The sequence below is a fragment of the Streptomyces pimonensis genome (genome assembly GCF_041380215.1).
GTDB classification, from domain to species: domain Bacteria; phylum Actinomycetota; class Actinomycetes; order Streptomycetales; family Streptomycetaceae; genus Streptomyces; species Streptomyces pimonensis.
Genome location: NZ_JAHWZY010000042.1, coordinates 18036 through 42243, shown reverse-complemented (window position 1 = coordinate 42243; position 24208 = coordinate 18036). Strand labels below are relative to the sequence as shown.

Below are 24208 nucleotides of genomic sequence, written 5' to 3'. Positions count from 1 at the left end.
GCTGACGTAGTCACGCAGTGAAGTCACCAGGGCGTATCGGAGTGACGCCCGATGGGCCGAGGGGCCTGGGAGAACGGGGAGCCGCGCGTGCCAACTGCCATCGCCGTGACCGGCGCCGACATGGCGCTGCCGGCCCAGGACGAACGCACCCTGCCCGCCGTGGTGCTGCGGGACGTCGGCACCCGTCCGCTCGAACAGGTCCTGTCCGAGCTGCAGACGCTCATCGAGCACCACGGGCACGTCATCGTGGTCTGCTCCCGGGCCACCCCCACCGCCGTCCGGCGGCGCCTGCACACCCTGCGCTCGCTGCTGGAGAGCGACCGGATAGCCCTCTTCGGCCCCGATCTGCCACCACTCGGAACGGCCGTCCTGGCCCGCCAGTTACGGCAGCTCGCCTCCTGCGACCTCGGCCCCGGCGTCCTCGCCTCCGCCGGCCGGCTGCTGATCCACTACATCCACGCCGGGGCACTGCTCGGCTCCGTCGCCCGCCTCGACCACGTCCCCGTCGACCTGAAGCAGCACGCCAAGTCCTGGATGCCCGGCAGCCAGTTCGCCGTGCTCGCCCACCCGCAGCCGCGCCTCGTCCGCCTCGGCCCCGACGCCTTTCTCGACGGTCCCGAGTTCGGCACCTGGATGCTCGTCGCCAAGGGCCGGCTCCAGTCCGACTGGGTCACCGCCACCCTGGCCCCGTCCTGGAAGGTCCAGGGGCTGCGCGAGACACCGCTGCCCGCCGAGTCCCCGGGCTGGTGGGGGACCGGCAGGCTCATCGAGTTCTGCACCTATCTGCCCGACCTGTCCGTCCTGTACCAGCTGGTCACCTCCGTACGGCGCGGAAGCTGCCACTGGTGCGGCATCGACGTCATCGGCGACCGGTGCGTGTTCTGCTCCGCCGTACCGCCCGCCCCCGAGGGCACGCCGGCCCTCACCCGGGGCGCCTGATCCCGTTCGCCCCCCCCTGCCCGCCCCCGTTCGCCCCCCCCGCACGGCCCCGCCCGGTCCCGCTCGACCGATATCCCCGATGAGGTTGCACGGTTCATGAACTCCCGTCAGCGCCGCGGCGTGATACTCCTGCTCCTGTCGGTCCTGTGCGCCCTGGGCGCGTTCGCCGGCGTGCTCTCCGTCATCAGCGACGTGGAGTCCAAGGTCGGCCCCGAGGTCACCGCGTACCGGCTGAAGACGAACGTGGCGCCCTACACCCCCCTCGGTACGGGCCAGTTCGAGAAGATCGAGATACCCGAACGGTGGCTGTCGAAGAACGCCGTCACCGACCTGGACGAGATCCGGGGCAAGATCGCCGTCACCCGTCTGCAGGAGGGCTCCCTGCTGCAGAGCGACATGATCGTGAACCAGCCCGCCCTGCAGCCGGGGCAGCAGGAGGTCGCCATCATGATCGACGCGGCGACCGGCGTGGCCGGCAAGATCACACCGGGTTCCTCGGTCAACGTCTACGCCACCTTCGAGGGCGAGCGCGAGGGCGACCCCGACCAGTCCAGGGTCATCGTGACCAACGCCAAGGTCCTCGACGTGGGCCGGCTCACCGCCCTCCGGCCCGACGAGAACGACCGCGACCGGGAGCCCACCGACGCCGTCCCGATCACCTTCGCGCTGTCCGCCATCGACGCCCAGCGCATCACCTACGCCGAGTCGTTCGCCCGGCGGGTCCGCCTCGCACTGGTCGCACCCGGAACCGACAGCACCGTCCCGGACTCGCAGCGGACGTACGAACTCGCGAAGGACAAGTGAGAGGTCCGTATGCCCACGAGGATCCTTCCGGCAGTCGGCGACGCGGACGCGGTCCGGTCCCTCACCACACTGCTCAGCCAGCTCCCGGACGCCGAACCGGTCGCCCCGGTGGTCGACTCCACCCAGCTCGTCGACACCCTCGCCCGGCTGGGCGCCGAGTCCGTCGACGAACTGCCCGAGGTCGTGGTCGTGCACGAGCGGATCGGCCCCGTCCCCGCCCTGGAGCTGATCCGCGAGGTCGCCCTGCGCTTCCCCGCGGTCGGCGTCATCCTCGTCACCTCCGACGCGAGCCCCGGCCTCTTCCAGGCCGCCATGGACCACGGCGCCCGCGGCCTGGTCACCCTCCCGCTCGGCTACGAGGAACTCGCCAGCCGCGTCCAGGCCGTCGCCCAGTGGTCCGCCGGCGTACGGCGCCACCTCGGCTCCGGCGGCGACGTGTTCACCGGCGTCGGCGGCACCGTCGTCACCGTCAGCGGCGCCAAGGGCGGCGTCGGCGCGACCCTGACCGCCGTCCAGCTCGCCCTCGCCGCCCAGGCCTCCGGCCGCCCCACCGCCCTGGTCGACATGGACCTCCAGACCGGTGACGTCGCCGCCTACCTGGACGTCCAGTTCCGCCGCTCCGTCGTCGACCTCGCCGCCATCAACGACATCTCCCCGCGCGTCCTCGCCGACGCCGTCTTCCGCCACGACACCGGCCTCACCCTGCTGCTCGCCCCCGGCGAGGGCGAACGCGGCGAGGACGTCACCGACCGCGCGGCCCGCCAGATCGTCAGCGCCCTGCGCTCCCGCTACGAGGTCGTCGTCATCGACTGCGGCGCCCAGCTCGGCGGCGCCGGCGCGGCGGCCGTGGAGATGGCCGACACCGCCCTGCTGGTCACCACCCCCGACGTCATCGCCGTACGGGGTGCCAAGCGGGCGGTGCGGATGTGGGACCGGCTGCAGATCCGCAAGGCCGAGGAGACCACCGTGGTCGTCAACCGGCACACCCGGTCCACGGAGATCCAGCCCCCGCTCATCCGGAAGATCACCGGCACCGCCGTCGCGGCCACCGTGGTCCCCGCCCACTTCAGGGAACTCCAGGCCGTCGTGGACGCCGGCCGCGTCCACGAACTGGAGAACAGGAGCGCCGTGAAGCAGGCCCTGTGGAGCCTGGCCGGCGAACTCGGCCTGGTCAAGGCGGCACAGGGCGACCGGAAGGCGGGCCGGCTGCGCGGCGACCGCGGGTCGGTGGGCTTCCGGCGGCGCAGGGACTCGGGGGGATGAGGCGATGAGGACGACGGCGTCACGGCGACCGGGCGACCGGGGCCAGGTCACCATCGAGTTCCTCGGCATGACCCCCACGATCCTCGTGACGCTGGTGGTGCTGTGGCAGCTCGTCCTGGTGGGGTACGCGTTCACGCTCGCGGGGAATGCTGCGGACGAGGCCGTACGGGCGGCCACGGCGGCGGCACCGGGCGCACGCCAGGGCGCCTGCCAGGCGGCCGGACTGGACAAGCTGTCGGGAGCGTGGGCGGGGGGAGCGACCGTGAACTGCACGACCTCGGGCGGCTTCGTCACCGCCGGCGTGAGGATCGGCGTCCCCCTGCTCTTCCCCGGCGTCGTCTCCCTCCCCCTCGACGTGGAGGGGCACGCGGGAGCGGTCGAGGAGGAGACGGACTGACATGCCGTACACGCCGTACGCACGCCGCCCCCGCGACCGCGGCCAGGTCGCCATCGAGTACCTCGGCTTCCTCCCGGTCCTGCTCGTCGTCGCCATGGCCGCCGTACAGCTCGGCCTGGTCGCCTACACCGCCCAGCAGGCCGGCACGGCGGCCCGGGCGGGGGCGCGCAGCGCGTCGCTCGACCGGGCAGCCGGACCGGCCTGCACGGCGGCGGTCAGCGACTGGCTGGCCGGGCGCACCGACTGCGGGGTGGCGGAGGACGGCGACGAGGTCACCGTCACCGCCACGATCGGCATCCCGTCGATCGTCCCCGGCTGGGACTTCGACCCCGTCCGCAAGACCGCCACCATGCCGGTCGACCACTGAGGAGCGAGCGACCCATGAGCCTGCGGGCACGCATCAACCCCCCCGAGGAGACGGCCGGACGGGGCGGGGACGGCCACCTGGTCGCCTCCTACCGCGCCAAGCTCCTGGAGGAGATCGACCTCGCGGAGATGAGTTCGCTGGCCGCGGCCGAGCGCCGGGCCCGGCTGGAACGCGTCCTCGGCCACATCATCAGCCGCGAGGGCCCGGTCCTGTCGACCGTCGAGCGCTCCCAGCTGATCCGCCGGGTCGTCGACGAGGCACTGGGCCTCGGCATCCTGGAACCCCTGCTGGAGGACGCGTCCATCACCGAGATCATGGTGAACGGCCCCGACGCGATCTTCGTGGAGCGCGGCGGCAGGGTCGAACAGCTCCCGCTCCGCTTCGCCTCCGACGACCAGCTCATGCAGACGATCGAACGCATCGTCTCCACGGTCAACCGCCGCGTGGACGAGTCGAACCCCATGGTCGACGCCCGTCTCCCCTCCGGGGAGCGCGTCAACGTCATCATCCCGCCGCTCTCCCTGACCGGCGCCACCCTCACCATCCGCCGCTTCCCCCGCTCCTTCACCCTCCAGGAGCTGATCGGCCTCGGTTCACTGGACGAGCACACGCTGTACCTGCTGGCCGGCCTGGTGCAGGCGCGCTTCAACGTCATCGTGTCGGGCGCGACGGGCACCGGGAAGACGACCCTCCTGAACGCCCTCTCCGGCCTGATCCCCGAACGCGAACGCATCATCACCATCGAGGACTCCGCCGAGCTCCAGCTCCAGCAACCGCACGTCATCCGCCTGGAGTCCCGCCCGCCGAACGTCGAGGGAAAGGGCCAGGTCACCATCCGCGACCTCGTCCGCAACTCCCTCCGCATGCGCCCCGACCGCATCGTCGTCGGTGAGGTCCGCGGCGGTGAGTCCCTGGACATGCTCCAGGCTATGTCGACGGGCCACGACGGCTCCCTCGCGACCGTCCACGCCAACAGCGCCGAGGACGCCCTGATGCGGCTCCAGACCCTCGCCTCGATGTCCGACGTGGAGATCCCCTTCGTCGCGCTGCACGACCAGATCAACAGCGCCGTCGACGTCATCGTCCAGCTCACCCGCTTCGCCGACGGCGCCCGCCGCATCACCGAGGTCGCCCTGCTGGAGAGCCACGGTTCGGAGCCGTACCGGCTGGCCACGGTCGTCCGCTTCCACGCCCGGCCCATGACCGCCGACGGCCGCGTCCACGGCGCCTACGAGCACTACCCCCTCCCGCGCCGCACCGCCGACCGCCTCCACATGGCGAGCCAGCCCGTCCCCCAGGCGTTCGGCACCGCCCAGTCCTACGACCAGCTCGCCACCCGAGAAGCCAGGTAGGAACCGCCCCCATGGATCTGCAGAACCTGATCACGCTGACCACCGGCGTCACGCTGCTGACCTGCGCCCTCGCGATCGTCGGCGTGCACGCGTACGCCGCCGGCAGGGCACAGCGGAAGGCGCTGGTGGACCGGCTGTCGGCCACCGGCCGGATCCCCCTCGCCGGCCGCCGGCGCCACTTCCCCGCCCTGGACCGCCGTCTGCGCCGCACCGGGTTCGGCAAGAAGCTCGAACTGCGCCTGGCGGCCACCGGCCTGGGCGTCACCCCCGGCGAGTTCTTCGTCTACATGCTCGCCACGGCGGCCGGCCTGTGGCTCGTCGGCCAGGCGGCCCTCGCCCCCTTCTTCGGCCCGATCGCCGGTCTGCTCGGCATCGGGGTGGCGCTGCAGTTCCTCAACTGGCAGCGGCAGAAACGCATCGAGAAGTTCATCAACCAGCTCCCCGAGCTGGCCCGCATCCTCGCCAACGCCACCCAGGCCGGCCTGGCCCTCCGTACGGCCGTCGGCATGGCGGCGGAGGAGCTGGAGGCCCCGGCGGGCGAGGAACTGGCCAAGGTGGCCAACCAGCTGGCGGTGGGCGCGTCGATGGACGACGCCCTCGGTGAACTCGCCGACCGCCTCCCGTCCCGCGAGCTCGTCGTCCTGGTCACCACCCTCGTGCTGTCCAACCGGGCGGGCGGCCAGGTGGTGAGCGCCCTGCGGAACCTGACGGAGACGCTGGAGGAGAGGAAGGAGACCCGGCGGGAGATCCGTACCCAGCTCTCCCAGGTCAGCATGACGTCGTACGCCGTGCCCGTCCTCGGCGTCGGCTCGTTGCTCCTGATGAACGGGGTGAAGGACGGCGCCCTGGAGCGCATGACCGGCTCCCCGGCCGGACAGGCCGCGGTGATCATCGCGTTCGGCCTGTACGCCGTCGGCTTCGTCCTCATCCGCCGCCTGTCCCGCATCGACGTCTGAGCGGCGAGGAGGACCGACCGACATGGCACTTCTGCTCGCCCTCCTGATGGGCCTCGCCGTCTCCGGAGTCTTCGCCGGCGTCCGCATGTACCGGGCGGAGGCGAAACTTCCCGGCGACCTGGCCCTGGCCCTGGAGGTCGGCTCCACCCGCACGGGCGCGGTCGACTCCCTCGTCGACCGCCTGGGCATGCGCTACGCCCCCTCCGTGCTGCGCATCATGGGCCCCGGGCAGGTCGCCAGGTACCGCCGCAGGATCGACCTGGCGGGCAACCCCGGCGGCCTCACCCTCGACCGCTACGCCGCCCGCCGCGCGGTGTACGGCTTCCTGGGCGTCGTGGGCTTCCTGGTCTTCCTGATGCGCGGCCAGCTCTTCATGGCCCTGCTGCTCCTCGCCTTCGGCGCGTTCTGGACGGAGGTCGGCATCTGGTCGGCGATCCGCGTCCGCAGGGACGTCATCGAGCGGACGCTGCCGGACTTCCTGGACGTGCTGGCGGTGGTGGTGAGCGCGGGCCTGGGCTTCCGGCAGGCCCTGGACCGGGTGTCGTCGAAGTACGAGGGCCCGTGGGCGGACGAACTGCGCATCACACTCCGCCAGATGGACCTGGGCATGAGCCGCAGACAGGCGTTCGCGGAGCTGCGCCGCCGCAACGACTCGGAGCAGGTGGCGATGTTCGTCACGGCGTTGCAGCAGGGCGAGGAGCTGGGTGCGCCGATCGTGGACACGCTGGTGTCCCTGGCCAGGGACATGCGCCGCGCGGATGCGCAGAACGCCCGCCGCAAGGCGGCCCGCGCGGTCCCGAAGGCCACCATGATGATCACCACGTTCATGGTCCCGGCCACGATGATCCTCCTTGGTGCCGGCCTGATCCTCGGCTCCGGCATCGACTTCGGCGCGGTCACGGGCGAGTAGGCAGGGGGAGGGGTGCGATGACGGCGACCGGGGGGCGCACGGGACTGTTCCGCCGCGCGCCCAGACCCTCGAAGATCACCGCCCCGCCGACGGACACGGTCCCCCCGCCCCACGCGAGGACGGGGGCCCCGGACGTCCCGGCGACCACGGCGTCGCCCCCGGGCCGGGAGCCGGCGGCGGGCACGCGGCCTCGGCTGCCCGGCCCGTCAGCCGCCGGCGGCGCCGAGCCCCCACAGGGGCCACCCGCGCCCGACGACGGAAGCCGCACGGGCGGTGCGGGTGAGAACCCCCGTCCGGCCGAGGGCCGGACGCACCCCCCGCGACCCGCACCGGATGTGCAGATCCAGGTGAACGCCCTCCAGGCCCTGTGCCGGCAGGCTTTCGGCTTCCGACTGGCGATGATCGCCCTGGCGACCCCCTCCGCCCTTCTCAACGCCGCCCCCGGCTGGAGCACCCGCCTCGTCGCCATCGCCGTGGTGGTCACCTTCATGGTCTCCTACGTCCTCTTCAGGGACTGGGAACGCTTCGGGCCCCTCCTCCTCCGCCACCCCACCCTCCTCGCGGCGGACACCCTCTTCGGAGCCCTGCTCCTCATCTCCGCGGGCCCCGACACCACCCTCGCCTACGTCAGCGTCTGCACCCCCCTCCTCGCGGGCCTGGTCTACGGCTGGCGCGGCGCGGCCGTCTTCGCCTCCCTCCAGGGCCTGATCCTCCTGCTGGTCCACGCGGCCCTGGACGACCCGCACACGGACCCGGCGGAACCACTCCTCCTCCCCGGCCTCTGCGTGATCGCGGGCGCGGTCGGCTCCAGCCTCCGCAACCTCATGCTCCGCCTGGGCACGGCGACCCGGGCCCTGACCGCGGTACAGGCCCGCCTGGCCGTCACCGAGGCGGTCGGCGCCGAAAGGGCCCGGCTGGCCCGCGAGATGCACGACTCGGTGGCGAAGACCCTCCACGGGGTGGCCCTGGCGGCGGACGGCCTGGCCGGCACGGCGGGCACCCCGCACATGGACCCGGCCCTGGTGAGACAACAGGCGGAACTGGTGGCCCGTTCGGCCCGCAGAGCCGCGGCCGAGTCCCGCGAACTCCTGGCCGACCTGCGCAGGGAGTCCGACCCGGGCCAGGGCACGGACGTGCTGGTGGAACTGGCCGCCCGCACCCGAGACTTCTCCGAGCGCACCGGAGTGCCCACGACCTACCGACCCACCGGCGAGCACGCGGTCCCGCCCGTCCCGCCCGCCGTGGCCCGCCAACTCCTCACCATCGCCTCGGAGGCCATGGAGAACGCCCACCGCCACGCGCGACCGACCAGGGTCGACGTCCACGCCGGGGTCCACGGCGACCTGCTCCGCATCAGCGTGTACGACGACGGCACCGGCATCCCGCCCGGCACCGACCTCGAACAACTGCGCCGCACCGGTCACTTCGGCCTGGTCGGCATGGTCGAACGGGCGGCCTCGGTCGGCGCCAGCATCCGCATAGGCCGGGGCGCGCACACACGAGGCACCGAAGTCCGCCTGGAACTTTCGCTGGCGGCCGTGACCACCCCCACGGAGGCCACCCCATGACGACACCGCCCCACTCCTTCGCGAACGTCCCGCCACCGGCCCCACTCCGTGTCGTCGTGGCCGACGACAACCCGGTGGTCCGCGCCGGCCTGACCGCCCTCCTCACCGGCCGTGAGGACATCACGGTGGTGGCGGAGGCGGCCGACGGCCGGGAAGCCTGCGAAGCGGCCCGCGCCCACCGTCCCGACGTGATCCTCCTGGACGTCCGCATGCCCGGCGTGGACGGCATCTCGGCACTCCCGTACCTGGTGCGGATCTCCTCCGTGCTGATGCTGACGTACAGCAGGGAGTCGGAGATCGTCCAGGAGGCCCTGCGCAGGGGAGCGGGCGGCTACCTGGTCCACGGCGAGTTCACGGCGGACCAGTTGGTGTCGGCGGTCCGCGACATCGGGGAGGGCAGACCCCACTTCACCCCCACAGCGGCAGGTGCGTTGCTCTCGCAACTCCGCCAGGATCCGCGACCGCCCAGGACCCTGCCGGAGGGGCTGGGAAACGCGCGTGCAACTAACCCGCAAACAAACGGACTCGATCTCCCTCACATCTCGCCCCCGTCCACTTCTGCGGAAAACCTTTCGCGAATGCAACCGGATATGGCACGATCGTCGTCTGGGTGGGCAGGCGGCCGTCCGGCCGCTCCCGACAGGTCGAGGCACCGACTCAGCACAAGGGAGGCGGAGATCATGGACCTCATCGCATCCGGCATGACCAACCAGCAGATCGCCGCCACGTGCTTCATCAGCGAGAAGACGGTCAAGAACCACATCAACCGCATCTTCGCGAAGCTCCACAGCACGAGCCGTTCCGAGGCCGCGGCGAAGTGGCTCGGCACCGCACCGGGTCCGGGCCGAGGGGTGGGGTGACCTCCGGTGACGGTGAAGGACGCGAGGAACTGGGCCCGTGCCTGGGCCCGGAGTTGGGCCCTGGGGCCCTCTGACGGACCGGGCGCCCACCCGTACGTTGCGGATGCCGAAAGCGGCCTCACGAGGCAGGCCGCCACCGCGTCAGCCGGAGGGGAACACCATGAGCAACTGGATCAACACGACGGTCAGGTACCTCCAGTCCCGCGCTGCCCGCAACGACGAGGGCCAGACCGCGGTGGAGTACCTGGGCATCATCGCGGTGGTCGTGGCGATCGTGTTGGCGATCACAGGTACGGACATCGGTCAGTCGATCTATACCGCGATCACGGCGCAGATCGCCGAAGTAACCGGTGGGTGACGCGTTCCCGAGAATGCGGCGACGCAGGGCAGGCTTTCCCCATCTACATAACGGTAGTGGGGGGCCTGCTCTTTCTCGCGCTCGCGTATTTTGCGGTCGGTCAGGCCGCGGTGAATCGGAACGGTGCGCAGACCGCCGCGGATGCTGCCGCCCTCGCAGCGGCTCAGGATCGACGGGATCAGCTTGCTGGCGCATGGGTGCAGAATCTTCTCGATCCCACCAGATGGCTAGGCATCTTCAACGGCAATGCGGAAGGAATCACCCCGTCGTGCTGGCGGGCGGACCAATTGGCAGCGCAAAACGATACCGTTGTGCTGAGCTGTCTGCCTGAAGGGCTGCTGAGTTTCAGGGTCGTGGTCGAAACGAACGACACCGTCGGGGAATCCATCGTGCCCGGCACCGAAGACGAGAAGTCGCAGGAGTCTGCTACTGCTGTGATTGAGCCCCGCTGCGGGTTCGAGCTTCCGGTGAAGGAAGAGAAGGGCGAGCTTCCTCTGCTCACGTGCAAGGGCAGAGAGTGGGAACTGGACCCGGAGGGTCCCAGGGAACTGCTTCCCGAACCGGAAGATCTTTTCGACGTCCATCTGGCCGACTGACAAGCGAACGACGAGTGATTAAGGAAGCAGAGGGACGAGTGATTAAGGAAGCAGAGGTATGAGAATTCGGTTCACAGTGCGAGCCCGCAGGGGAGTGGTCGCGCTAACCCTTGCAGGCGGGCTGTCCCTTGGCGTGGTTGGGTGTAGTGATGGAAGCGGTGATGACAAGCCCGACGCCTCGACGTCGGCCTCCAAGGGCGGGGGTTCTGAACCCGGCGCGCAAGAGGGAAAGTCCAAAGAACCTCTGGTCGAGCTGAGGGGACCCTCCGGACTACTGCTCAAGATTACGTCTTTGACGAGGGACCCTGGAGGGTTTCTGACAGTCGGCGGTGATCTGAAGAATGATGCGGACAAAACAGCGGTCGTTCCAGCTCAACTGAGTGGCAATGAGACGGAAATCATCAGGAATGGGCGATCTCTTGGTGGAGCTACCCTGGTGGACTCCACGGGAAAGAAGCGGTACTACGTTTTGAGGGATACGGACGGCCGACCGCTTACGACCACAAACTTTCCCAATCTGAAGGCTGGTGAGTCGTTGCCTGTCTTCATGCAGTTCCCCGCACCGCCTGCGGAGACGACAGAGCTGACGTTTCAGCTGCCCATGTTCTCAACTGGCGTCGTCCAGATCACAGGGTGATGTCCGAATGACCGCGACCCGCAACGCACAGGTCACCGCCCCGCGCTTCTGCATGACCTTCGCCACCACCATTGTCCTGGTCGCTACGAGCTTCTACGGCGCGGCAGTTTCCGTCGCCGACGACGGCCCCAGCGTCCCCCCAGGTACCGAAGCCACGGCCTCGGCTCCCGTAGACCTCGACTCCAATGACCCGGACCTCAAGCTCCCGGAGGGCGCGACCCTTGCTGAGCCCAAGGTCTTGGACATCAAGCAGGTCGTAGAAGACCAAAGCGGCGACGAACGCCGCGAGGACACCAACTCCGACGTGACGTTCGCGCTCCAGGCCGAGGTGCTGTTCGGCAAGGACAGTGCGAAGCTCGGTGCGGAGGCGAAGGCCCGCATCGTCACGATCGCGGGCGAGATCAAGACGCAGAACGCGACGAAGGTCCGCGTCTTCGGCTTCACCGACAACCTGGGCTCGTCCGCCCACGGCGACGTCCTGTCCCGCCGGCGGGCCAACGCCGTACAGGCCGTCCTGGGCCAGCAGTTGAGCGACGCGGACATCACCTACGAGGTGCGCGGTTACGGCGAGCAGTACCCGATCGCCGACAACTCGACGGAGGCCGGCCGCAAGAAGAACCGCAGGGTCGAGATCACCTTCCCGCGCACGGCGAGCTGAGCCGACTGGAGCAGGTGATGACCGGCCTTGCCCGTCTTGATCTCCGGGATGAGGGCGCGCAGGGCCTCCCTGCGGGATGCCCTAAAGGTCCACCTCGACCCGGGCCCCGGCCCGCACCCCCCACCCCTCCATCGCTCCGGCCTCGGCTTCCAGTACGTGCCGTGCCCGGAGCCGGGGCAGACCGAGCCGCCCGGGTGGCATGGTGCGGACGGCGACGACCCGGAGCCGCCGGTCGAGATAGGCGACGTCGATGGGCATGCGCATACGGAAGGTGTGCACGCTGTTGGCGGGGGAGAGCAGCAGGGCCCCGTCGAGGGAATCCCGCCCCAGCAGCCCTTTCGTACGGGTCCGGTAGGAGGCGGCGATCTCCAGCGGAACGCGTACCGCAGACCGCTCTCCGCCCTCCCCCCGCACGATCAGCTCCCCACGCCCGTCCCGCCAGCTCCCCATCCCGACCGCCCCCTCGACCATCCACCGACGAACCGTCCGCACCGAACGTATCTCCGCGGGCCCCCGGAGTCATTGCCTGCGCAGTTGCTCCGCCAGCGTGGCCAGCGTCTGGGCCGTCCCGGACAGGCTCGCGACGCCGGCCTGCGACTCGGAGGCCACGCGGGGAGCCGTGGGAAGGGTGGCGGAGGTGACGGCGACCGGCGTGCCGCGGTGGCCGATGGGGCCCTCGTTCCAGCGCTGGTAGTAGCCGGTGAACGCCTGCCCGCCCGGCGCCTGCGCGAACCGGACCCGGGCGAGCTGGACCTCGGTGCCGCCGCAGTTGCGGGTGATGCCGAGGCGGTGGTGACGGTAGGCCCGGGCGGTGGGCCGGAGGCGGAACGCGCGGGTCTGGAACCGCTCGGTGAACTTCTCGCCGCCGCGCGTGTCCAGGGCGTCCACGTGTGGCCGTCGTGCGAGCCGAGGAGGGTCCAGTCGCGGGGGTCGCGTTCGGCGAAGTCGTTCGCCGACGTCAGGGAGCAGGAGGCGACGGCGGTGGGGCGGGCGAGGGCGAAGTACGGATGGGCGGTCTCCTCGAACGTCAGCCACTTGCTGCGCTCGTCCTCGAGGAGGTTGTCGGCGCCCTCGTCCCCGTCCTCGAACTCGTCGCTCGCCTCGACGTCGGCCACCTCGGCCTCGGAGGCGGCGGCGTGCAGCACGGCCACCCCGGAGTTGCCCCGCTGGTCGCGCCAGGTCACCCGCTCGGCGGGCGCCCCGCCGTCGTCGACCAGCAGTCGCAGTTCGTGCGAGGTGTGCCAGCGACCGCCCCACCCCTCCTCCGTGTGGAAGCGGTGCAGGGGGGACGCCGAGAGGTTCTCGGCGTCGTCCGAGAAGGGCCGGCGGTCGGTGAGCCGCCCCCGGCACTCGTACGCCGTACCGTCCGCGGCGCGGTACACGCCGTGGAAGTCGGACATGGTGGACTGGAAGCCGATGGCGGACTCGGCGCCGTCCTCACCACGCCAGCCGAGCTGGGCGGGCAGGGAGTGCTCGTCCCGGTCGATGTGGAAGAGCAGCCGCGGCGCCGCCCGCCAGGGAGCGGGGGCGGCGTGGGCGGGGCGGAGCTCCGTACGGTAGGTGAAGACCGAGTCGCGGGCGGCCTCGGCGGCCCGCGCACGCTCGGAGCGGCCGCGCTCCCGGACGGGGTCCGGGTGATCCGGTAGAGCCGGAGCATGCTGCCCGACTTGGCCGAGGAACGTATCTCCAGGGTGTTGGTGCCGGGCTTCAGCAGGCGTCCGGGCACCGCGAGAACGTTGTCCTGCGGGAGGTCGCCGCCGCCGGGCACGGTGAGGTCCTCGGCCACCGCCTCGCCCTGGACCAGTACGTCCATCGGCGCGTACCCGAGGTCGGAGCCGGGCCTGGAGGCCAGGGCCGTGACGGTGAGCGTCGCCTGGGGGACGTCCTGCGGGTCCTCCACCTCGAAGTCCAGCGTCACGCTCCCGCCCGCACTCAACGACACGTGCGACCCGGCGAACCGGGCCCCGTGAAACCTGACCTCGCAGTTCGCCAGCCGAGTCGGACCGGCGGAGAAGACGGCACGGGTGGCTCCGAAGCCCATGACGGCTCCCGATCATGACGGTTCGTCAGTGAACGCCGTCAGGTGGCGGCGATCTGTGATCCAGGACCCCAGTGGGCGGGGCTGACAACGGTGGCGGCACGGGCGGTGGTGCCGCGACACGCACGGGCGAACAGCGCCGGACCAGCCCGGGAGGCCGGAACGGGACCTCGGTCGGGCGCCGCCCCCGACTGGCGCACCGAGTCCTGGCTGCGTCACCAGGAACGGATCACCGGCACGCAACGCGGGTACGAGTACGCGGATACGAGTACGTCGTCCCGCAGCACCGACCCCGGCGGCCCGGACGTCGAGTTCGACGGCTGGGGCTCTCCCGCCGGACCCCCACCGGGAGCGTCGGTTTCAAGGACCCGTTCCGGGTGGGTAGGGAACCCCCATGACCACACTCGGCGCAGTCTTCCGTCCTCAGCTCGCCCCCGAGCGGCTCCGTTCCGTTGCCCGGCTCGCCGACGACGTCGGGCTCGAGGAGCTCTGGTTGTGGGAGGACTGTTTCAGGGAGGGCGGGATCTCGACCGCCGCTGCCGCACTGGCGTGGACCGAGCGGGTGCGGGTCGGGGTCGGGTTGCTGCCCGTCCCCTTGCGGAACGTCGCCATGACGGCCATGGAGGCCGCCGGTCTGCACCGGATGTTCCCGGGGCGCGCGATCCTCGGCGTCGGGCACGGGGTGCAGGACTGGATGGGACAGGTCGGGGCGCGGGCCGGATCGCCGCTCACCCTGCTGCGGGAGCACCTCGTCGCGCTGCGGGCCCTGCTGGGGGGCGAACGGGTCACCACCGAGGGGCGGTACGTCAGACTCGACGACGTCGCCCTCGACTGGCCGCCGCAGGGGCCGGTGGAGGTGCTCGCCGGCGCCACCGGGCCCCGGACCGTGCGGCTCACCGGTGAGGCCGCCGACGGGACCATCCTCACCGCCGGGACCTCACCCGAGGGGGTGCGGCGGGCGCGCCGGCTCATCGAGGAGGGACGGGCCGCGGCGGGGCGTACCGACGCGTCCCACAAGGTCGTCGTCTACCTGCTCGCGGCCACGGGGGCCGGTGCCGTTGAGCGGCTGCGGGCCGATCTGGTCGCCGAGGGGCTCGGCGGGGAAACGGACCCCGGGGTCGCCGGGGACGCGGAGGCCGTCGCCAAGGCCGTACGGCGACTCGCCGAGGCGGGGGCCGACTCGGTCGTTCTCCAGCCGACCGGCGACGAGCCGGACCCGGAGGGGTTCGTACGGTTCGTGGCGGAGGAGGTACGGCCGCTGGTGCCGTAAAGCCGGGGACAGCGAGGGGCTCCGCCGGGCATGATCGGCGCATGACGGACAAGGGGAGCCGTGACTTCGAGGACCTGATCGCGGAAGGCGCCTCCGTGCCCACGGAGGGATGGGACTTCTCCTGGTTCGAGGGGCGGGCCGGTGAGGCCCGGCCCTCGTGGGGGTACGCCACGACGATGGCCGGGTGGCTGGGCCGGGCCGACGCCGTGCTCGACGTCCAGACCGGGGGAGGGGAGGTCTTCGGCTTCGCCCTCGCCAACGCCCCGCGCAGGCCCCGGCTCGCCGTCGCCACCGAGGGCTGGCCACCCAACGTCGCCAAGGCCACCGCGCTGCTCCGGCCGCGCGGTGTCGCCGTCGTGGCCTCGTCCGAGGACGCGCCCCTGCCCTTCGCGGACGGGACCTTCGACCTTGTCGTCAGCCGGCATCCCGTCGAGCCCCCGTGGGGGGAGATCGCGCGGGTGCTCGAGGACGGCGGCGTCTACTTCGCCCAGCACGTCGGGCCCGGCAGCGTCCGTGAACTCGTCGAGCACTTCCTCGGGGCGCAGCCGGACGAGCGGCGCGACGCGCGGCATCCGGACCGCGAGCGGCGCGCGGCCGAGGCCGCCGGGCTCGAGATCGTCGACCTGCGGGCCGAACGGCTGCGCGTCGAGTTCCACGACATCGCCGCAGTCGTCCACTTCCTGCGCAAGGTGATCTGGACGGTCCCCGGTTTCACCGTCGGGGCGTATCTGCCGCGACTGCGCGCCCTGCACGAGCGGATCGGGACCGAGGGAGCCTTCGTGGCCCACAGCACCCGGCACCTCTTCCACGCCCGCAGGGGCGGAGCCGGCCGCACCGCGCACCTGTGAGTCTCCGCATCCTCACGGGACGCGGCTGGTCCGCAAAGCGGTGGATCACATGGGTCCGGGCCAAGACGACTCGTGTCGGCAAAGCTGCGCGGAGCGGTGGTGCCGCGCGGCGCAGGGGCTGCGCGGCCCCCGGGGCGGCCTCTTGCGGGTCAATCCGGTGCCCACGCCCGGATCACCCCTCGGAGGGACGACCGAAAGTGTGATCACCCTAGTGGCGGGTGGTGTCACATTCGGCGCAAAGCCTCCTCACCGCTCTTTTTTCACGTGATTTCGCTGGTTTTCGGCCACCTCAAGGTCGCGCGGGGCTCCTACCGGGTCCGCCCGCGTGTCGTCAGGCGGTTTCGGAGAGTAGTTATGGCGCGCCGATGTACGCAGCATCACTTACGAAGGGTTATGGTGGAACCCCCCCTCGGGCCGGTCCGTCTCCCCCCCCACGGACCGGCCCGTTTTTTTCTCGGCCCCGCATGAGGGTCCGACGGGACGACGGCCCGGGAGCGGCGGGCACACCGCATACGGCGCCCGCGCACATGCGGCGGCCGTACAGGTGACGAACCGCGTGCCGCCACCGGGCAGTCGGCGAGTGCGACCCACCCCGGGCTTTGGGGACCTTCGCCCCGGCAGGGGTACGCTTCGCCTTCGGGGACCGCCATACGGACAGGGGCCGCCCGCGGCTGAGACCGGGCCGCCCGCCGCGCGACGCGGCGGGGCGTGCCGCGCCTGTCCGATCCGCACGGAGGGGCTGACGATCACGTGAACCTGCGCGACAAGCTGCGTGGCCTGCTGGTCAGGTTGTACGCACGCCGGGTGGAAGGTCACCTGGACACCGCTCAGGTGCCCAAGCACATCGGCGTCATCATGGATGGCAACCGCCGCTGGGCGAAGGCCGCGGGCTCCAGCACCGTCCACGGCCACCGGGCCGGCGCGGAAAAGATCGAGGAGTTCCTCGGCTGGTGCAGCGAGACGGACGTCGAGGTCGTCACCCTCTGGCTGCTGTCGACGGACAACTTCGACCGGCCGAAGGAGGAGCTCGTCCCGCTCCTCGGCATCATCGAGGACGTGGTGCGCACCCTCGCGGACGACGGACGCTGGCGGGTGCACCACGTCGGCACGCGCGACCTGCTGCCCTCCGGGATGCAGACCACCCTGAAGGAGGCCGAGCAGGCCACCGCGGACGTCGACGGCATAGTGGTCAACGTCGCCATCGGGTACGGCGGTCGCCAGGAGATCGCCGACGCGGTGCGCTCCATGCTGCTGGACGCCCACGAGCAGGGCACGTCGATAGACGAACTCGCCGAGGCCGTCGACATCGACATGATCGGACGTCACCTCTACACCCGGGCCCAGCCCGATCCGGACCTCGTCATCCGCACCAGCGGTGAGCAGAGGCTGTCCGGATTCATGCTCTGGCAGACCGCGCATTCGGAGTACTACTTCTGCGACGTGTTCTGGCCGGCCTTCCGCAAGGTCGACTTCCTGCGCGCGATGCGCGACTACGCCGCCCGCCACCGGCGCTACGGCGGCTGAGCATCCCCGCGCATCCAGCGCAGGTCACACGGAGTTCACCGGCCCGCCGTCATATGCCATGGCATGGCGGTGTTCGTTCGAGGGCATAACCCAGGAAGGTCGACACCCGAACCACGGGTGTCGGATCTCAGCGGGCGGCACAGACGCCGTCCGCCCGGGAGGCCCTTTGCACCAGCCCGACCGTGCGGTCACGGCACGGAAGAAGCGGCGGAGGGCCGGTTTCCGGCCCGCTGTGCACGAGGGCCGTCGACCGGTCCAGCTCCGTCTCGTCGCTCCCCGACCTCATCCGAGGGGGTACGTCCTTCCGTGGTGACCAGCGCAAAGCGTCACAAGCCCGACCGGCGCACCTACGTTCTCGACACCAGCGTCCTGCTGGCCGATCCCAACGCCCTGAGCCGCTTCGACGAGCACGAGGTCGTGCTCCCCGTCGTCGTGGTGACCGAGCTGGAGGCCAAGCGGAACCATCCCGAGCTCGGCTACTTCGCCCGTCAGGCGCTGCGCCTGCTGGACGACTACCGGGTGCGGTACGGCCGCCTCGACGCCCCCATCCCCACCGGGGACCTCGGCGGGACCGTGCGGGTCGAGCTCAACCACTCGGACCCCAGCGTGCTGCCCAGCGGCTACCGCCTGGGGGACAACGACTCCCGCATCCTCGCGGTCGCCCGCAACCTGCAGGCCGAGGGGTTCGACGTCACCGTCGTGTCGAAGGACCTCCCGCTCAGGATCAAGGCGTCCTCCGTGGGCCTCCTCGCCGAGGAGTACCGCGCGGAGCTCGCCATCACGGACTCCTCCGGCTGGACCGGAATGTCCGAACTGACCCTGCCCGGCGAGCAGGTGGACATCCTCTTCGAAGAGGGCCACGTGTACGTGCCCGAGGCCGCGCACCTGCCCGTGCACACCGGGCTGACCATCCAGTCGGAGCGCGGCAAGGCGCTCGGGCGGGTCACCGCCGAGGGCAACGTGCGGCTGGTGCGCGGCGACCGGGAGGTGTTCGGCATCAAGGGCCGCAGCGCCGAACAGCGGATCGCGCTCGACCTGCTGCTCGATCCGGACGTCGGGATCGTCTCCATGGGCGGCCGGGCCGGCACCGGCAAGTCGGCGCTGGCCCTGTGCGCCGGCCTGGAGGCGGTGCTGGAGCGCCGTCAGCACCAGAAGGTGATGGTCTTCCGTCCGCTGTACGCGGTGGGCGGGCAGGAGCTCGGCTACCTGCCGGGTTCCGAGGCGGAGAAGATGAGCCCCTGGGCGCAGGCGGTGTTCGACACGCTGTCGGCGGTCACCAGCCGGGAGGTCATCGAGGAGGTCACCGCGCGCGGCATGCTGGAGGTCCTGCCGCTCACCCACATCCGGGGCCGCTCACTGCACGACGCGTTCGTGATCGTGGACGAGGCCCAGTCGCTGGAGCGGAACGTCCTGCTGACCGTTCTGTCCCGCATCGGGGCCGATTCCCGGGTCGTCCTGACCCATGATGTGGCCCAGCGGGACAATCTGAGGGTCGGTCGGTACGACGGTGTGGTCGCCGTCGTCGAGAAGCTGAAAGGGCATCCGCTGTTCGCGCACGTCACCCTGACGCGGTCCGAGAGGTCCCGGATCGCCGCGTTGGTGACCGAGATGCTGGAAGACGGGCAGATCTGACCCGCGGCTTCCCGTGAGGGCCGGTCGCCCTGCAGGAGGCGCCGTCCGGAAAGGCGTAGAGCCTAGCCGGGCGGCGTCGGCACGTGTGCGGATTTCCGGGATTCCCCCAGGGCCAAACGGGATGTGAGCTTTCACACGCAACGGATAATTGCCTTGCGGCGTCGGGTTACGGCAGAGTCTCACTCCTGTCAGGCCCCGCATACGACACACCTGTACCCCCAGCGGTACGGCACCACAGTCTCAACTTCATAGCGTCGTCGTATGCCGCCCGAGCACCACGCGGCGCTCCCTCGGAGGAGTTGCCCACCGGGCCCGCGCCTCCCGTGACCCGCAGTTGGGGAGGCCAGTGCCAGGGGCACGATTGCGTCCGCGAGGGTCACCGGAGCGGGCGATGCTGGAAGGAAACCGTGTGAGCCGGATCTCGGTCCGGGGATTCGCAGTGGCCTCGGCCACCGCGGTCACCGCTGTCGGAAGCGTCGTCGGTGTTGCCTCGGGCAGCACCGCGCAGAACAACGACGTCGAAGCGACGGCAAGCGGCGCCACGCTGCTCGCGGACATCCCCGCGGGCCAGCAGGCCCAGGTGCAGACCGCCTCCCTGACGCAGCAGGCCGAAACGATGGCCATCGCCGCGGACGCGAGCGCCAAGAAGGACGCCGAGGAGGCCGCCCGCAAGGCCGCCGCCGAGACGGCGGTCGCGAAGAAGAAGGAAGCGGCCGAGAAGGCGGAGAGAGCGGAGAGGGCGGAGCGGGAGGCCAGGGAGCGCGCGGAGGCCGAGGAGGCCGCCAGCCGTTCCGCGACCCGTGACGCGTCCAGCTTCGCGGTCCAGTCGTCCTACACGATCGCCGAAGTGCAGGCGATGGCCCGGCAGATCGTCCCGGCGGACCAGTTCCAGTGCTTCAGCAACATCGTGGACCACGAGTCCAGCTGGAACTACCGGGCCGACAACCCCACCTCCGACGCCTATGGCCTGGTGCAGGCGCTCCCGGGCTCCAAGATGGCCTCCGCCGGAGCCGACTGGGCGACGAACCCGGCCACGCAGATCAAGTGGGGCCTGGGCTACATGAACGACCGCTACGGCAGCCCCTGCGGCGCCTGGAACTTCTGGCAGGCCAACCACTGGTACTAGAAGTACCGGGAACCCTTCGGCCCCGCCCCGCTCAACCACGGCACAGCCCCGCACCGTCCTACGGTACGGGGCTTTCGCCATGTACGGTCTGACCGACGGCTCCAGGGGGAGTGGTGGGGAGAAACGGGGGAAGAGGACGGATCATGTCGCGAGTGCCAGGGTGGCTCGGCCGGGTCGGAGCCGGACTGACCGAGGTCAGCAGGCGGCTGGAGGAGCGCCGCGCCGAGGTGGAGCGACACCCCCCGCTGGACGCCGACGCCGACCCCGAGCCCGGACGGGTGAAGTCCCCGGGCCCCGCCCCTGAGTCGTCGCTCGAGTACCGGGCCACCGTCGTTCCGGCCCGCCCCGACCCGGCGCAGGCCGTGCCCTGGGGAGTACGGGTCGCGGCCGAGGCCGGCTGGCGGCTGCTGGTGCTGGCCGGCACGGTCTGGGTGCTCATGCGGGTCATCAGCGCCGTTCAGCTGGTGGTGCTGGCGTTCGTGGGCGCGTTGCTGATCACCGCGCTGCTGCAGCCGACGGTGGCGCGGATGAGGCGGCTCGGCGTGCCGCGCGGGCCGGCCACCGCGCTGACTGCGCTGTTCGGGTTCGTCGTGATCGGTCTCATCGGCTGGTTCGTGACCTGGCAGGTCATGGAGAACATCGACCACCTCTCCGACCAGATCCAGGACGGCATCGACGAGCTGCGCAACTGGCTCCTCAACAGCCCCTTCCACGTCACCGACAAGCAGATCAACGAGATCGCCAAGAACCTGCGGGAAGCGGTCGGCGCCAACACCGAGCAGATCACCTCGGCGGGCCTGGAGGGCGTGACCGTCGTGGTCGAGGCGCTCACCGGCATACTGCTGGCGGTCTTCTCGACGCTGTTCCTGCTCTACGACGGCAAGCGGATCTGGGAGTGGTCGCTGAGGCTCGTTCCGGCGGCGGCCCGCCCGGGTGTCGCGGGGGCGGGCCCGGCCGCGTGGCGGACGTTGACGGCGTACGTGCGCGGCACGGTGATAGTGGCTCTGATCGACGCGATCTTCATCGGTCTCGGCATCTACTTCCTCGATGTGCCGATGGCGGTGCCGCTCGCCGTGTTCATCTTCCTGTTCTCGTTCATCCCGCTGGTGGGTGCGGTGGTGTCGGGAGCGCTGGCGGTGGTCGTCGCACTCGTCACCCAGGGGGTGTTCACGGGCGTCATGACGCTGGTGGTGGTGCTGGCGGTGCAGCAGATCGAGGGGCACATCCTCCAGCCGTTCATCCTGGGCCGTGCGGTGCGGGTCCATCCGCTCGCGGTGGTGCTGGCGGTCGCCTCGGGCGGCATGGTGGCCGGCATCGGCGGGGCGGTGGTGGCCGTGCCGCTGGTCGCGGTCACGAACACCGTCGTCGGTTACCTGCGTGCGTACTCCCACGAGACGGTCTCGGTCCAGGCGCCCCGGCCGCGCGGCGCCACGGCGATGTCCGAACCGGACGCCCCGCTGCCGGCGGCGCCGGGTGCGGCGCCGGCGCCTCAGCCTTCGACGCCGGATGCGGAGGTGGATGCGGAGAAGCGGCCGGGGGGCGCGGGCGAGGAGTAGACACGGGCGCCTCGACGTCCCGGCTGCGGGCGGTCGCGCCGCTGGGGCGGCAGGGTGATGGGGGCCCACGCTCGAGCGGAGCCGGAAGCGTGGGAGGCACCCGGCGAGCGCCGGCCGGCGGTGTCGGCGCGGGACGGGGTGTCCGTGCGGCCCGGCGCTGATGGGGCGCCGCCGCGCCCACCCGTGCCGCCCTGCGGCACGACTGCCCGCGCAGACGCGGGGATGCGGGGCGTGGAGCGCGGGACGCGAAGGCGTGGGGCCACGGGGCGCGAGGATGCGGGGCCGTGAGATACGGGGCGTGGGGCGTACGAGGTGGGCCCGCCCACCGGTTGGGGTGGGCGGGCCCGAGGTGCGTGGCGGTGGACGGAGTTACTCCGCGAGGGCCGCTTCCGCGTCCAGGGTGGCGGCGACCGCCTGGACCACCGCGGCGATCTTGAAGGCCTCCTGGATGACCTCGCGCTCCACGCCGGCCTTGCGCAGCACCTGCTCGTGGGAGTCGAGGCACATGCCGCAGCCGTTGATCGCGGAGACCGCGAAGGACCAGAACTCGAAGTCGACCTTGTCGACGCCCGGGTTGCCGATGACGTTCATCCGCAGACCGGCGCGCAGGTTGCCGTACTCGTGGTCCGACAGCAGGTGACGGGTGCGGTAGAAGACGTTGTTCATCGCCATCACCGCGGCGGCGGCCTTGGCGGCCGTGTACGCCTCCGGCGACAGGTTCGCCTTCGCCTCCGGCTCCAGCTCGCGCAGCACGATCGCCGAGCGCGAGGCGATCGCCGTCGACAGCACCGTACCCCACAGCTGCTGGGCCGGCAGGCCGGAGTTGCCGATGACCGAGCCCAGGTTGAGCTTCAGGTCCTTGGCGTAGTCCGGGAGACGGGACTTCAGGGAGTCGAGCGACATCTCAGGTCACTCCCCGGCCAGCAGCGCGACCGGGTCCAGGGTCTCGTCGCCCTTGGTCCAGTTGCACGGGCAGAGCTCGTCGGTCTGCAGGGCGTCCAGGACCCGCAGGACCTCCTTGGGGTTACGGCCGACGGAGCCGGCGGTCACCATGGAGAACTGGATCTCGTTGTTCTGGTCCACGATGAAGACGGCACGCTTGGCGAAGCCGTCCTCGCCCTCGATGCCGAGGGCGCGCATCAGCTCGTGCTTGGAGTCCGCCATCATCGGGAACGGCAGGTCGCGCAGGTCGTCGTGGTCCTTGCGCCAGGCGTGGTGGACGAACTCCGAGTCGCCGGAGAAGCCCAGGACCTGGGCGTCACGGTCGGCGAACTCGTCGTTCAGCTTGCCGAAGGCGGCGATCTCGGTCGGGCACACGAAGGTGAAGTCCTTGGGCCACGCGAAGACGACCTTCCACTTGCCCTCGTAGGTCTTGTGGTCGATCGTCTCGAACTCCTTGCCCTTCTCCAGCGAGACACAGGCGGTCAGTTCGAAATCGGGGAACTTGTCACCGACAGTGAGCACGGGTTCTCCTTGCAGCGGGGAAACACCCGGATTGCGAGCGTTTCCCATGGGTTGGACCTTGTTGATGTTGGCACACCGTGTATTGATTAGTGAAATAGCTACACTCGGTCGTGTTGATCGGAGGTAGCTATCAGTGACCGTGAGCAAGAGGCGCAGGCAGCCCAGCTTCGCCCAACTCCGCGCGTTCGCCGCGGTGGCCGAGCATCTGCACTTCCGGGACGCCGCCTCGGCGATCGGGATGAGCCAGCCGGCGCTGTCGGGTGCCGTGTCGGCACTGGAGGAGACCCTCGGCGTCACCCTCGTGGAGCGTACGACGCGCAAGGTGCTGCTCTCCCCGGCCGGTGAGCGGCTCGCCGTCCGCGCCAAGGCGGTGCTGGAGGAGGTCGGGGCGCTGCTGGAGGAGGCGGACGCACTGCGGGCGCCGTTCACCGGGGTGCTGCGGCTCGGCGTGATCCCGACCGTCGCGCCCTATCTGCTGCCGACGGTCCTGCGACTGGTCCGCGGACGCTACCCGCTCCTCGACCTCCAGGTGCACGAGGAGCAGACCGCGAGCCTGCTGGACGGACTGGCCGGCGGCCGGCTCGACCTGCTGCTGCTCGCGGTGCCCCTCGGCGTCCCCGGCGTGACCGAAATCCCCCTCTTCGACGAGGACTTCGTGCTGGTCACCCCGCTCGGCCACCGCCTCGGCGGCCGGGAGGGCATCCCCCGCGCGGCGCTGCGCGAGCTGAACCTGCTGTTGCTCGACGAGGGCCACTGCCTGCGCGACCAGGCCCTGGACATCTGCCGGGAGGCCGGGCGGGCCGACGTCCCGGCCACGACGACGGCGGCCGGACTGGGCACGCTCGTCCAACTGGTCGCGGGCGGCCTCGGGGTGACCCTGCTGCCGCGCACCGCCGTCCAGGTCGAGACCGCCCGCTCCAACCGGCTGCTCACCGCCCGCTTCGCCGACCCGGCCCCTTCCCGCCGCATCGCCCTCGCCATGCGCACGGGCACGGCCAGGGCGGCGGAGCACAGGGCACTGGCGGCGTCCCTGCGAGCGGCGATGCGGGACCTCCCGGTACGGATGGCGGGGGGCTGAGCGTCCC

Annotated in this window: 25 protein-coding genes and 1 pseudogene; 21 read left to right on the top strand and 5 right to left on the bottom strand. The window is 71.1% G+C overall.

Annotation, left to right across the window (positions count from 1 at the left end; all coding sequences use genetic code 11):
* The first annotated feature begins 105 nt into the window (after positions 1-105).
* From KYY02_RS29090 to KYY02_RS29025, 14 genes are all read left to right on the top strand, one after another.
* Complete coding sequence (locus KYY02_RS29090; RefSeq protein WP_371243132.1) at positions 106-939, top strand: hypothetical protein; 834 nt, start codon at positions 106-108, stop codon at positions 937-939.
* A gap of 96 nt (positions 940-1035) precedes the next feature.
* A complete protein-coding gene (gene cpaB, locus KYY02_RS29085) occupies positions 1036-1743 on the top strand; it encodes a Flp pilus assembly protein CpaB (protein WP_371243115.1) in 708 nt (235 codons plus the stop codon).
* Positions 1744-1752: 9 nt separating this feature from the next.
* A complete protein-coding gene (locus tag KYY02_RS29080) occupies positions 1753-3006 on the top strand; it encodes a CpaE/TadZ family protein (RefSeq protein ID WP_371243113.1) in 1254 nt (417 codons plus the stop codon).
* Between the two features lie 4 nt (positions 3007-3010).
* On the top strand, positions 3011-3403 hold the full coding sequence (locus KYY02_RS29075) for a pilus assembly protein (protein WP_371243111.1): 393 nt from the start codon (positions 3011-3013) through the stop codon (positions 3401-3403).
* Position 3404: 1 nt separating this feature from the next.
* Positions 3405-3770, top strand: a complete 366-nt coding sequence (locus KYY02_RS29070; RefSeq protein ID WP_371243109.1) for a TadE/TadG family type IV pilus assembly protein — start codon at positions 3405-3407, stop codon at positions 3768-3770.
* Positions 3771-3784: 14 nt separating this feature from the next.
* The gene (locus KYY02_RS29065; RefSeq protein WP_371243107.1) at positions 3785-5122 is read left to right on the top strand and encodes a TadA family conjugal transfer-associated ATPase; all 1338 of its coding nucleotides are present in this window, start codon (positions 3785-3787) and stop codon (positions 5120-5122) included.
* A gap of 11 nt (positions 5123-5133) precedes the next feature.
* Positions 5134-6078, top strand: a complete 945-nt coding sequence (locus KYY02_RS29060) for a type II secretion system F family protein (RefSeq protein ID WP_371243105.1) — start codon at positions 5134-5136, stop codon at positions 6076-6078.
* Between the two features lie 22 nt (positions 6079-6100).
* Positions 6101-6988 (top strand): DUF5936 domain-containing protein, encoded by an 888-nt coding sequence (locus KYY02_RS29055; protein ID WP_371243103.1) that lies wholly within the window; start codon positions 6101-6103, stop codon positions 6986-6988.
* A gap of 17 nt (positions 6989-7005) precedes the next feature.
* Positions 7006-8556 (top strand): sensor histidine kinase, encoded by a 1551-nt coding sequence (locus KYY02_RS29050; protein WP_371243101.1) that lies wholly within the window; start codon positions 7006-7008, stop codon positions 8554-8556.
* On the top strand, positions 8553-9416 hold the full coding sequence (locus KYY02_RS29045; protein ID WP_371243099.1) for a response regulator: 864 nt from the start codon (positions 8553-8555) through the stop codon (positions 9414-9416). Before KYY02_RS29050 ends, KYY02_RS29045 begins: the two co-directional genes overlap by 4 nt.
* A gap of 160 nt (positions 9417-9576) precedes the next feature.
* Positions 9577-9774, top strand: a complete 198-nt coding sequence (locus KYY02_RS29040; RefSeq protein ID WP_371243097.1) for a Flp family type IVb pilin — start codon at positions 9577-9579, stop codon at positions 9772-9774.
* Entirely contained in the window at positions 9771-10370 is a 600-nt protein-coding gene (locus KYY02_RS29035; RefSeq protein WP_371243095.1) for a pilus assembly protein TadG-related protein, read from the top strand. Before KYY02_RS29040 ends, KYY02_RS29035 begins: the two co-directional genes overlap by 4 nt.
* A 58-nt stretch (positions 10371-10428) precedes the next feature.
* Positions 10429-11007, top strand: coding sequence for a hypothetical protein (locus tag KYY02_RS29030; RefSeq protein WP_371243093.1), 579 nt, complete (start codon positions 10429-10431; stop codon positions 11005-11007).
* A 52-nt stretch (positions 11008-11059) separates the two neighbouring features.
* Complete coding sequence (locus KYY02_RS29025) at positions 11060-11665, top strand: OmpA family protein (protein WP_371243130.1); 606 nt, start codon at positions 11060-11062, stop codon at positions 11663-11665.
* A gap of 81 nt (positions 11666-11746) precedes the next feature.
* Here KYY02_RS29025 and KYY02_RS29020 read toward each other — a convergent pair whose 3' ends face one another.
* From KYY02_RS29020 to KYY02_RS29010, 3 genes and pseudogenes are all read right to left on the bottom strand, one after another.
* The gene (locus tag KYY02_RS29020; protein ID WP_371243092.1) at positions 11747-12115 is read right to left on the bottom strand and encodes a DUF192 domain-containing protein; all 369 of its coding nucleotides are present in this window, start codon (positions 12113-12115) and stop codon (positions 11747-11749) included.
* A 69-nt stretch (positions 12116-12184) separates the two neighbouring features.
* Positions 12185-12553 (bottom strand): hypothetical protein, encoded by a 369-nt coding sequence (locus KYY02_RS29015; protein WP_371243090.1) that lies wholly within the window; start codon positions 12551-12553, stop codon positions 12185-12187.
* A gap of 317 nt (positions 12554-12870) precedes the next feature.
* Positions 12871-13722: pseudogene (locus KYY02_RS29010) on the bottom strand (hypothetical protein); the annotation flags it as partial.
* Between the two features lie 375 nt (positions 13723-14097).
* Here KYY02_RS29010 and KYY02_RS29005 point away from each other — a divergent pair.
* The 6 genes from KYY02_RS29005 (at position 14098) to KYY02_RS28980 (ending at position 21659) form a co-directional block, all read left to right on the top strand.
* Positions 14098-14973 carry an LLM class flavin-dependent oxidoreductase gene (locus KYY02_RS29005; protein ID WP_371243088.1) on the top strand — a complete coding sequence of 292 codons (876 nt, stop codon included), beginning with the start codon at positions 14098-14100 and terminating at the stop codon, positions 14971-14973.
* A gap of 41 nt (positions 14974-15014) precedes the next feature.
* Positions 15015-15821 (top strand): methyltransferase domain-containing protein, encoded by an 807-nt coding sequence (locus KYY02_RS29000; RefSeq protein WP_371243086.1) that lies wholly within the window; start codon positions 15015-15017, stop codon positions 15819-15821.
* 750 nt (positions 15822-16571) lie between these two features.
* Positions 16572-17345 carry an isoprenyl transferase gene (locus tag KYY02_RS28995; protein WP_371243084.1) on the top strand — a complete coding sequence of 258 codons (774 nt, stop codon included), beginning with the start codon at positions 16572-16574 and terminating at the stop codon, positions 17343-17345.
* Positions 17346-17651: 306 nt separating this feature from the next.
* The gene (gene phoH2, locus KYY02_RS28990; protein WP_371243082.1) at positions 17652-18977 is read left to right on the top strand and encodes an RNA 5'-3' helicase PhoH2; all 1326 of its coding nucleotides are present in this window, start codon (positions 17652-17654) and stop codon (positions 18975-18977) included.
* Between the two features lie 409 nt (positions 18978-19386).
* Positions 19387-20103, top strand: coding sequence for an aggregation-promoting factor C-terminal-like domain-containing protein (locus tag KYY02_RS28985; protein WP_371243081.1), 717 nt, complete (start codon positions 19387-19389; stop codon positions 20101-20103).
* Positions 20104-20246: 143 nt separating this feature from the next.
* Positions 20247-21659, top strand: a complete 1413-nt coding sequence (locus KYY02_RS28980) for an AI-2E family transporter (protein ID WP_371243079.1) — start codon at positions 20247-20249, stop codon at positions 21657-21659.
* A 369-nt stretch (positions 21660-22028) separates the two neighbouring features.
* Here the strand turns inward: KYY02_RS28980 and KYY02_RS28975 are convergent, their stop codons facing one another.
* Together KYY02_RS28975 and KYY02_RS28970 are read right to left on the bottom strand one after the other, a co-directional pair.
* Positions 22029-22562 carry an alkyl hydroperoxide reductase gene (locus KYY02_RS28975; RefSeq protein WP_371243077.1) on the bottom strand — a complete coding sequence of 178 codons (534 nt, stop codon included), beginning with the start codon at positions 22560-22562 and terminating at the stop codon, positions 22029-22031.
* Between the two features lie 6 nt (positions 22563-22568).
* The gene (locus tag KYY02_RS28970; protein WP_371243075.1) at positions 22569-23123 is read right to left on the bottom strand and encodes a peroxiredoxin; all 555 of its coding nucleotides are present in this window, start codon (positions 23121-23123) and stop codon (positions 22569-22571) included.
* A 133-nt stretch (positions 23124-23256) separates the two neighbouring features.
* On the opposite strand from KYY02_RS28970, the gene KYY02_RS28965 reads away from it, so the two are divergent.
* Positions 23257-24201 (top strand): hydrogen peroxide-inducible genes activator, encoded by a 945-nt coding sequence (locus KYY02_RS28965; protein ID WP_371243073.1) that lies wholly within the window; start codon positions 23257-23259, stop codon positions 24199-24201.
* Positions 24202-24208: the final 7 nt, after the last annotated feature.

Excerpts from the sequence above, each read along its gene's own strand:
- cpaB (WP_371243115.1), top strand. The coding sequence starts at position 1,036 with ATGAACTCCCGTCAGCGCCGCGGCGTGATACTCCTGCTCCTGTCGGTC.
- KYY02_RS29080 (WP_371243113.1), top strand. The coding sequence starts at position 1,753 with ATGCCCACGAGGATCCTTCCGGCAGTCGGCGACGCGGACGCGGTCCGG.
- KYY02_RS29075 (WP_371243111.1), top strand. The coding sequence starts at position 3,011 with ATGAGGACGACGGCGTCACGGCGACCGGGCGACCGGGGCCAGGTCACC.
- KYY02_RS29070 (WP_371243109.1), top strand. The coding sequence starts at position 3,405 with ATGCCGTACACGCCGTACGCACGCCGCCCCCGCGACCGCGGCCAGGTC.
- KYY02_RS29065 (WP_371243107.1), top strand. The coding sequence starts at position 3,785 with ATGAGCCTGCGGGCACGCATCAACCCCCCCGAGGAGACGGCCGGACGG.
- KYY02_RS29060 (WP_371243105.1), top strand. The coding sequence starts at position 5,134 with ATGGATCTGCAGAACCTGATCACGCTGACCACCGGCGTCACGCTGCTG.
- KYY02_RS29055 (WP_371243103.1), top strand. The coding sequence starts at position 6,101 with ATGGCACTTCTGCTCGCCCTCCTGATGGGCCTCGCCGTCTCCGGAGTC.
- KYY02_RS29050 (WP_371243101.1), top strand. The coding sequence starts at position 7,006 with ATGACGGCGACCGGGGGGCGCACGGGACTGTTCCGCCGCGCGCCCAGA.
- KYY02_RS29045 (WP_371243099.1), top strand. The coding sequence starts at position 8,553 with ATGACGACACCGCCCCACTCCTTCGCGAACGTCCCGCCACCGGCCCCA.
- KYY02_RS29040 (WP_371243097.1), top strand. The coding sequence starts at position 9,577 with ATGAGCAACTGGATCAACACGACGGTCAGGTACCTCCAGTCCCGCGCT.
- KYY02_RS29030 (WP_371243093.1), top strand. The coding sequence starts at position 10,429 with ATGAGAATTCGGTTCACAGTGCGAGCCCGCAGGGGAGTGGTCGCGCTA.
- KYY02_RS29025 (WP_371243130.1), top strand. The coding sequence starts at position 11,060 with ATGACCTTCGCCACCACCATTGTCCTGGTCGCTACGAGCTTCTACGGC.
- KYY02_RS29020 (WP_371243092.1), bottom strand. The coding sequence starts at position 12,115 with ATGGGGAGCTGGCGGGACGGGCGTGGGGAGCTGATCGTGCGGGGGGAG.
- KYY02_RS29005 (WP_371243088.1), top strand. The coding sequence starts at position 14,098 with ATGACCACACTCGGCGCAGTCTTCCGTCCTCAGCTCGCCCCCGAGCGG.
- KYY02_RS29000 (WP_371243086.1), top strand. The coding sequence starts at position 15,015 with ATGACGGACAAGGGGAGCCGTGACTTCGAGGACCTGATCGCGGAAGGC.
- KYY02_RS28980 (WP_371243079.1), top strand. The coding sequence starts at position 20,247 with ATGTCGCGAGTGCCAGGGTGGCTCGGCCGGGTCGGAGCCGGACTGACC.
- KYY02_RS28975 (WP_371243077.1), bottom strand. The coding sequence starts at position 22,562 with ATGTCGCTCGACTCCCTGAAGTCCCGTCTCCCGGACTACGCCAAGGAC.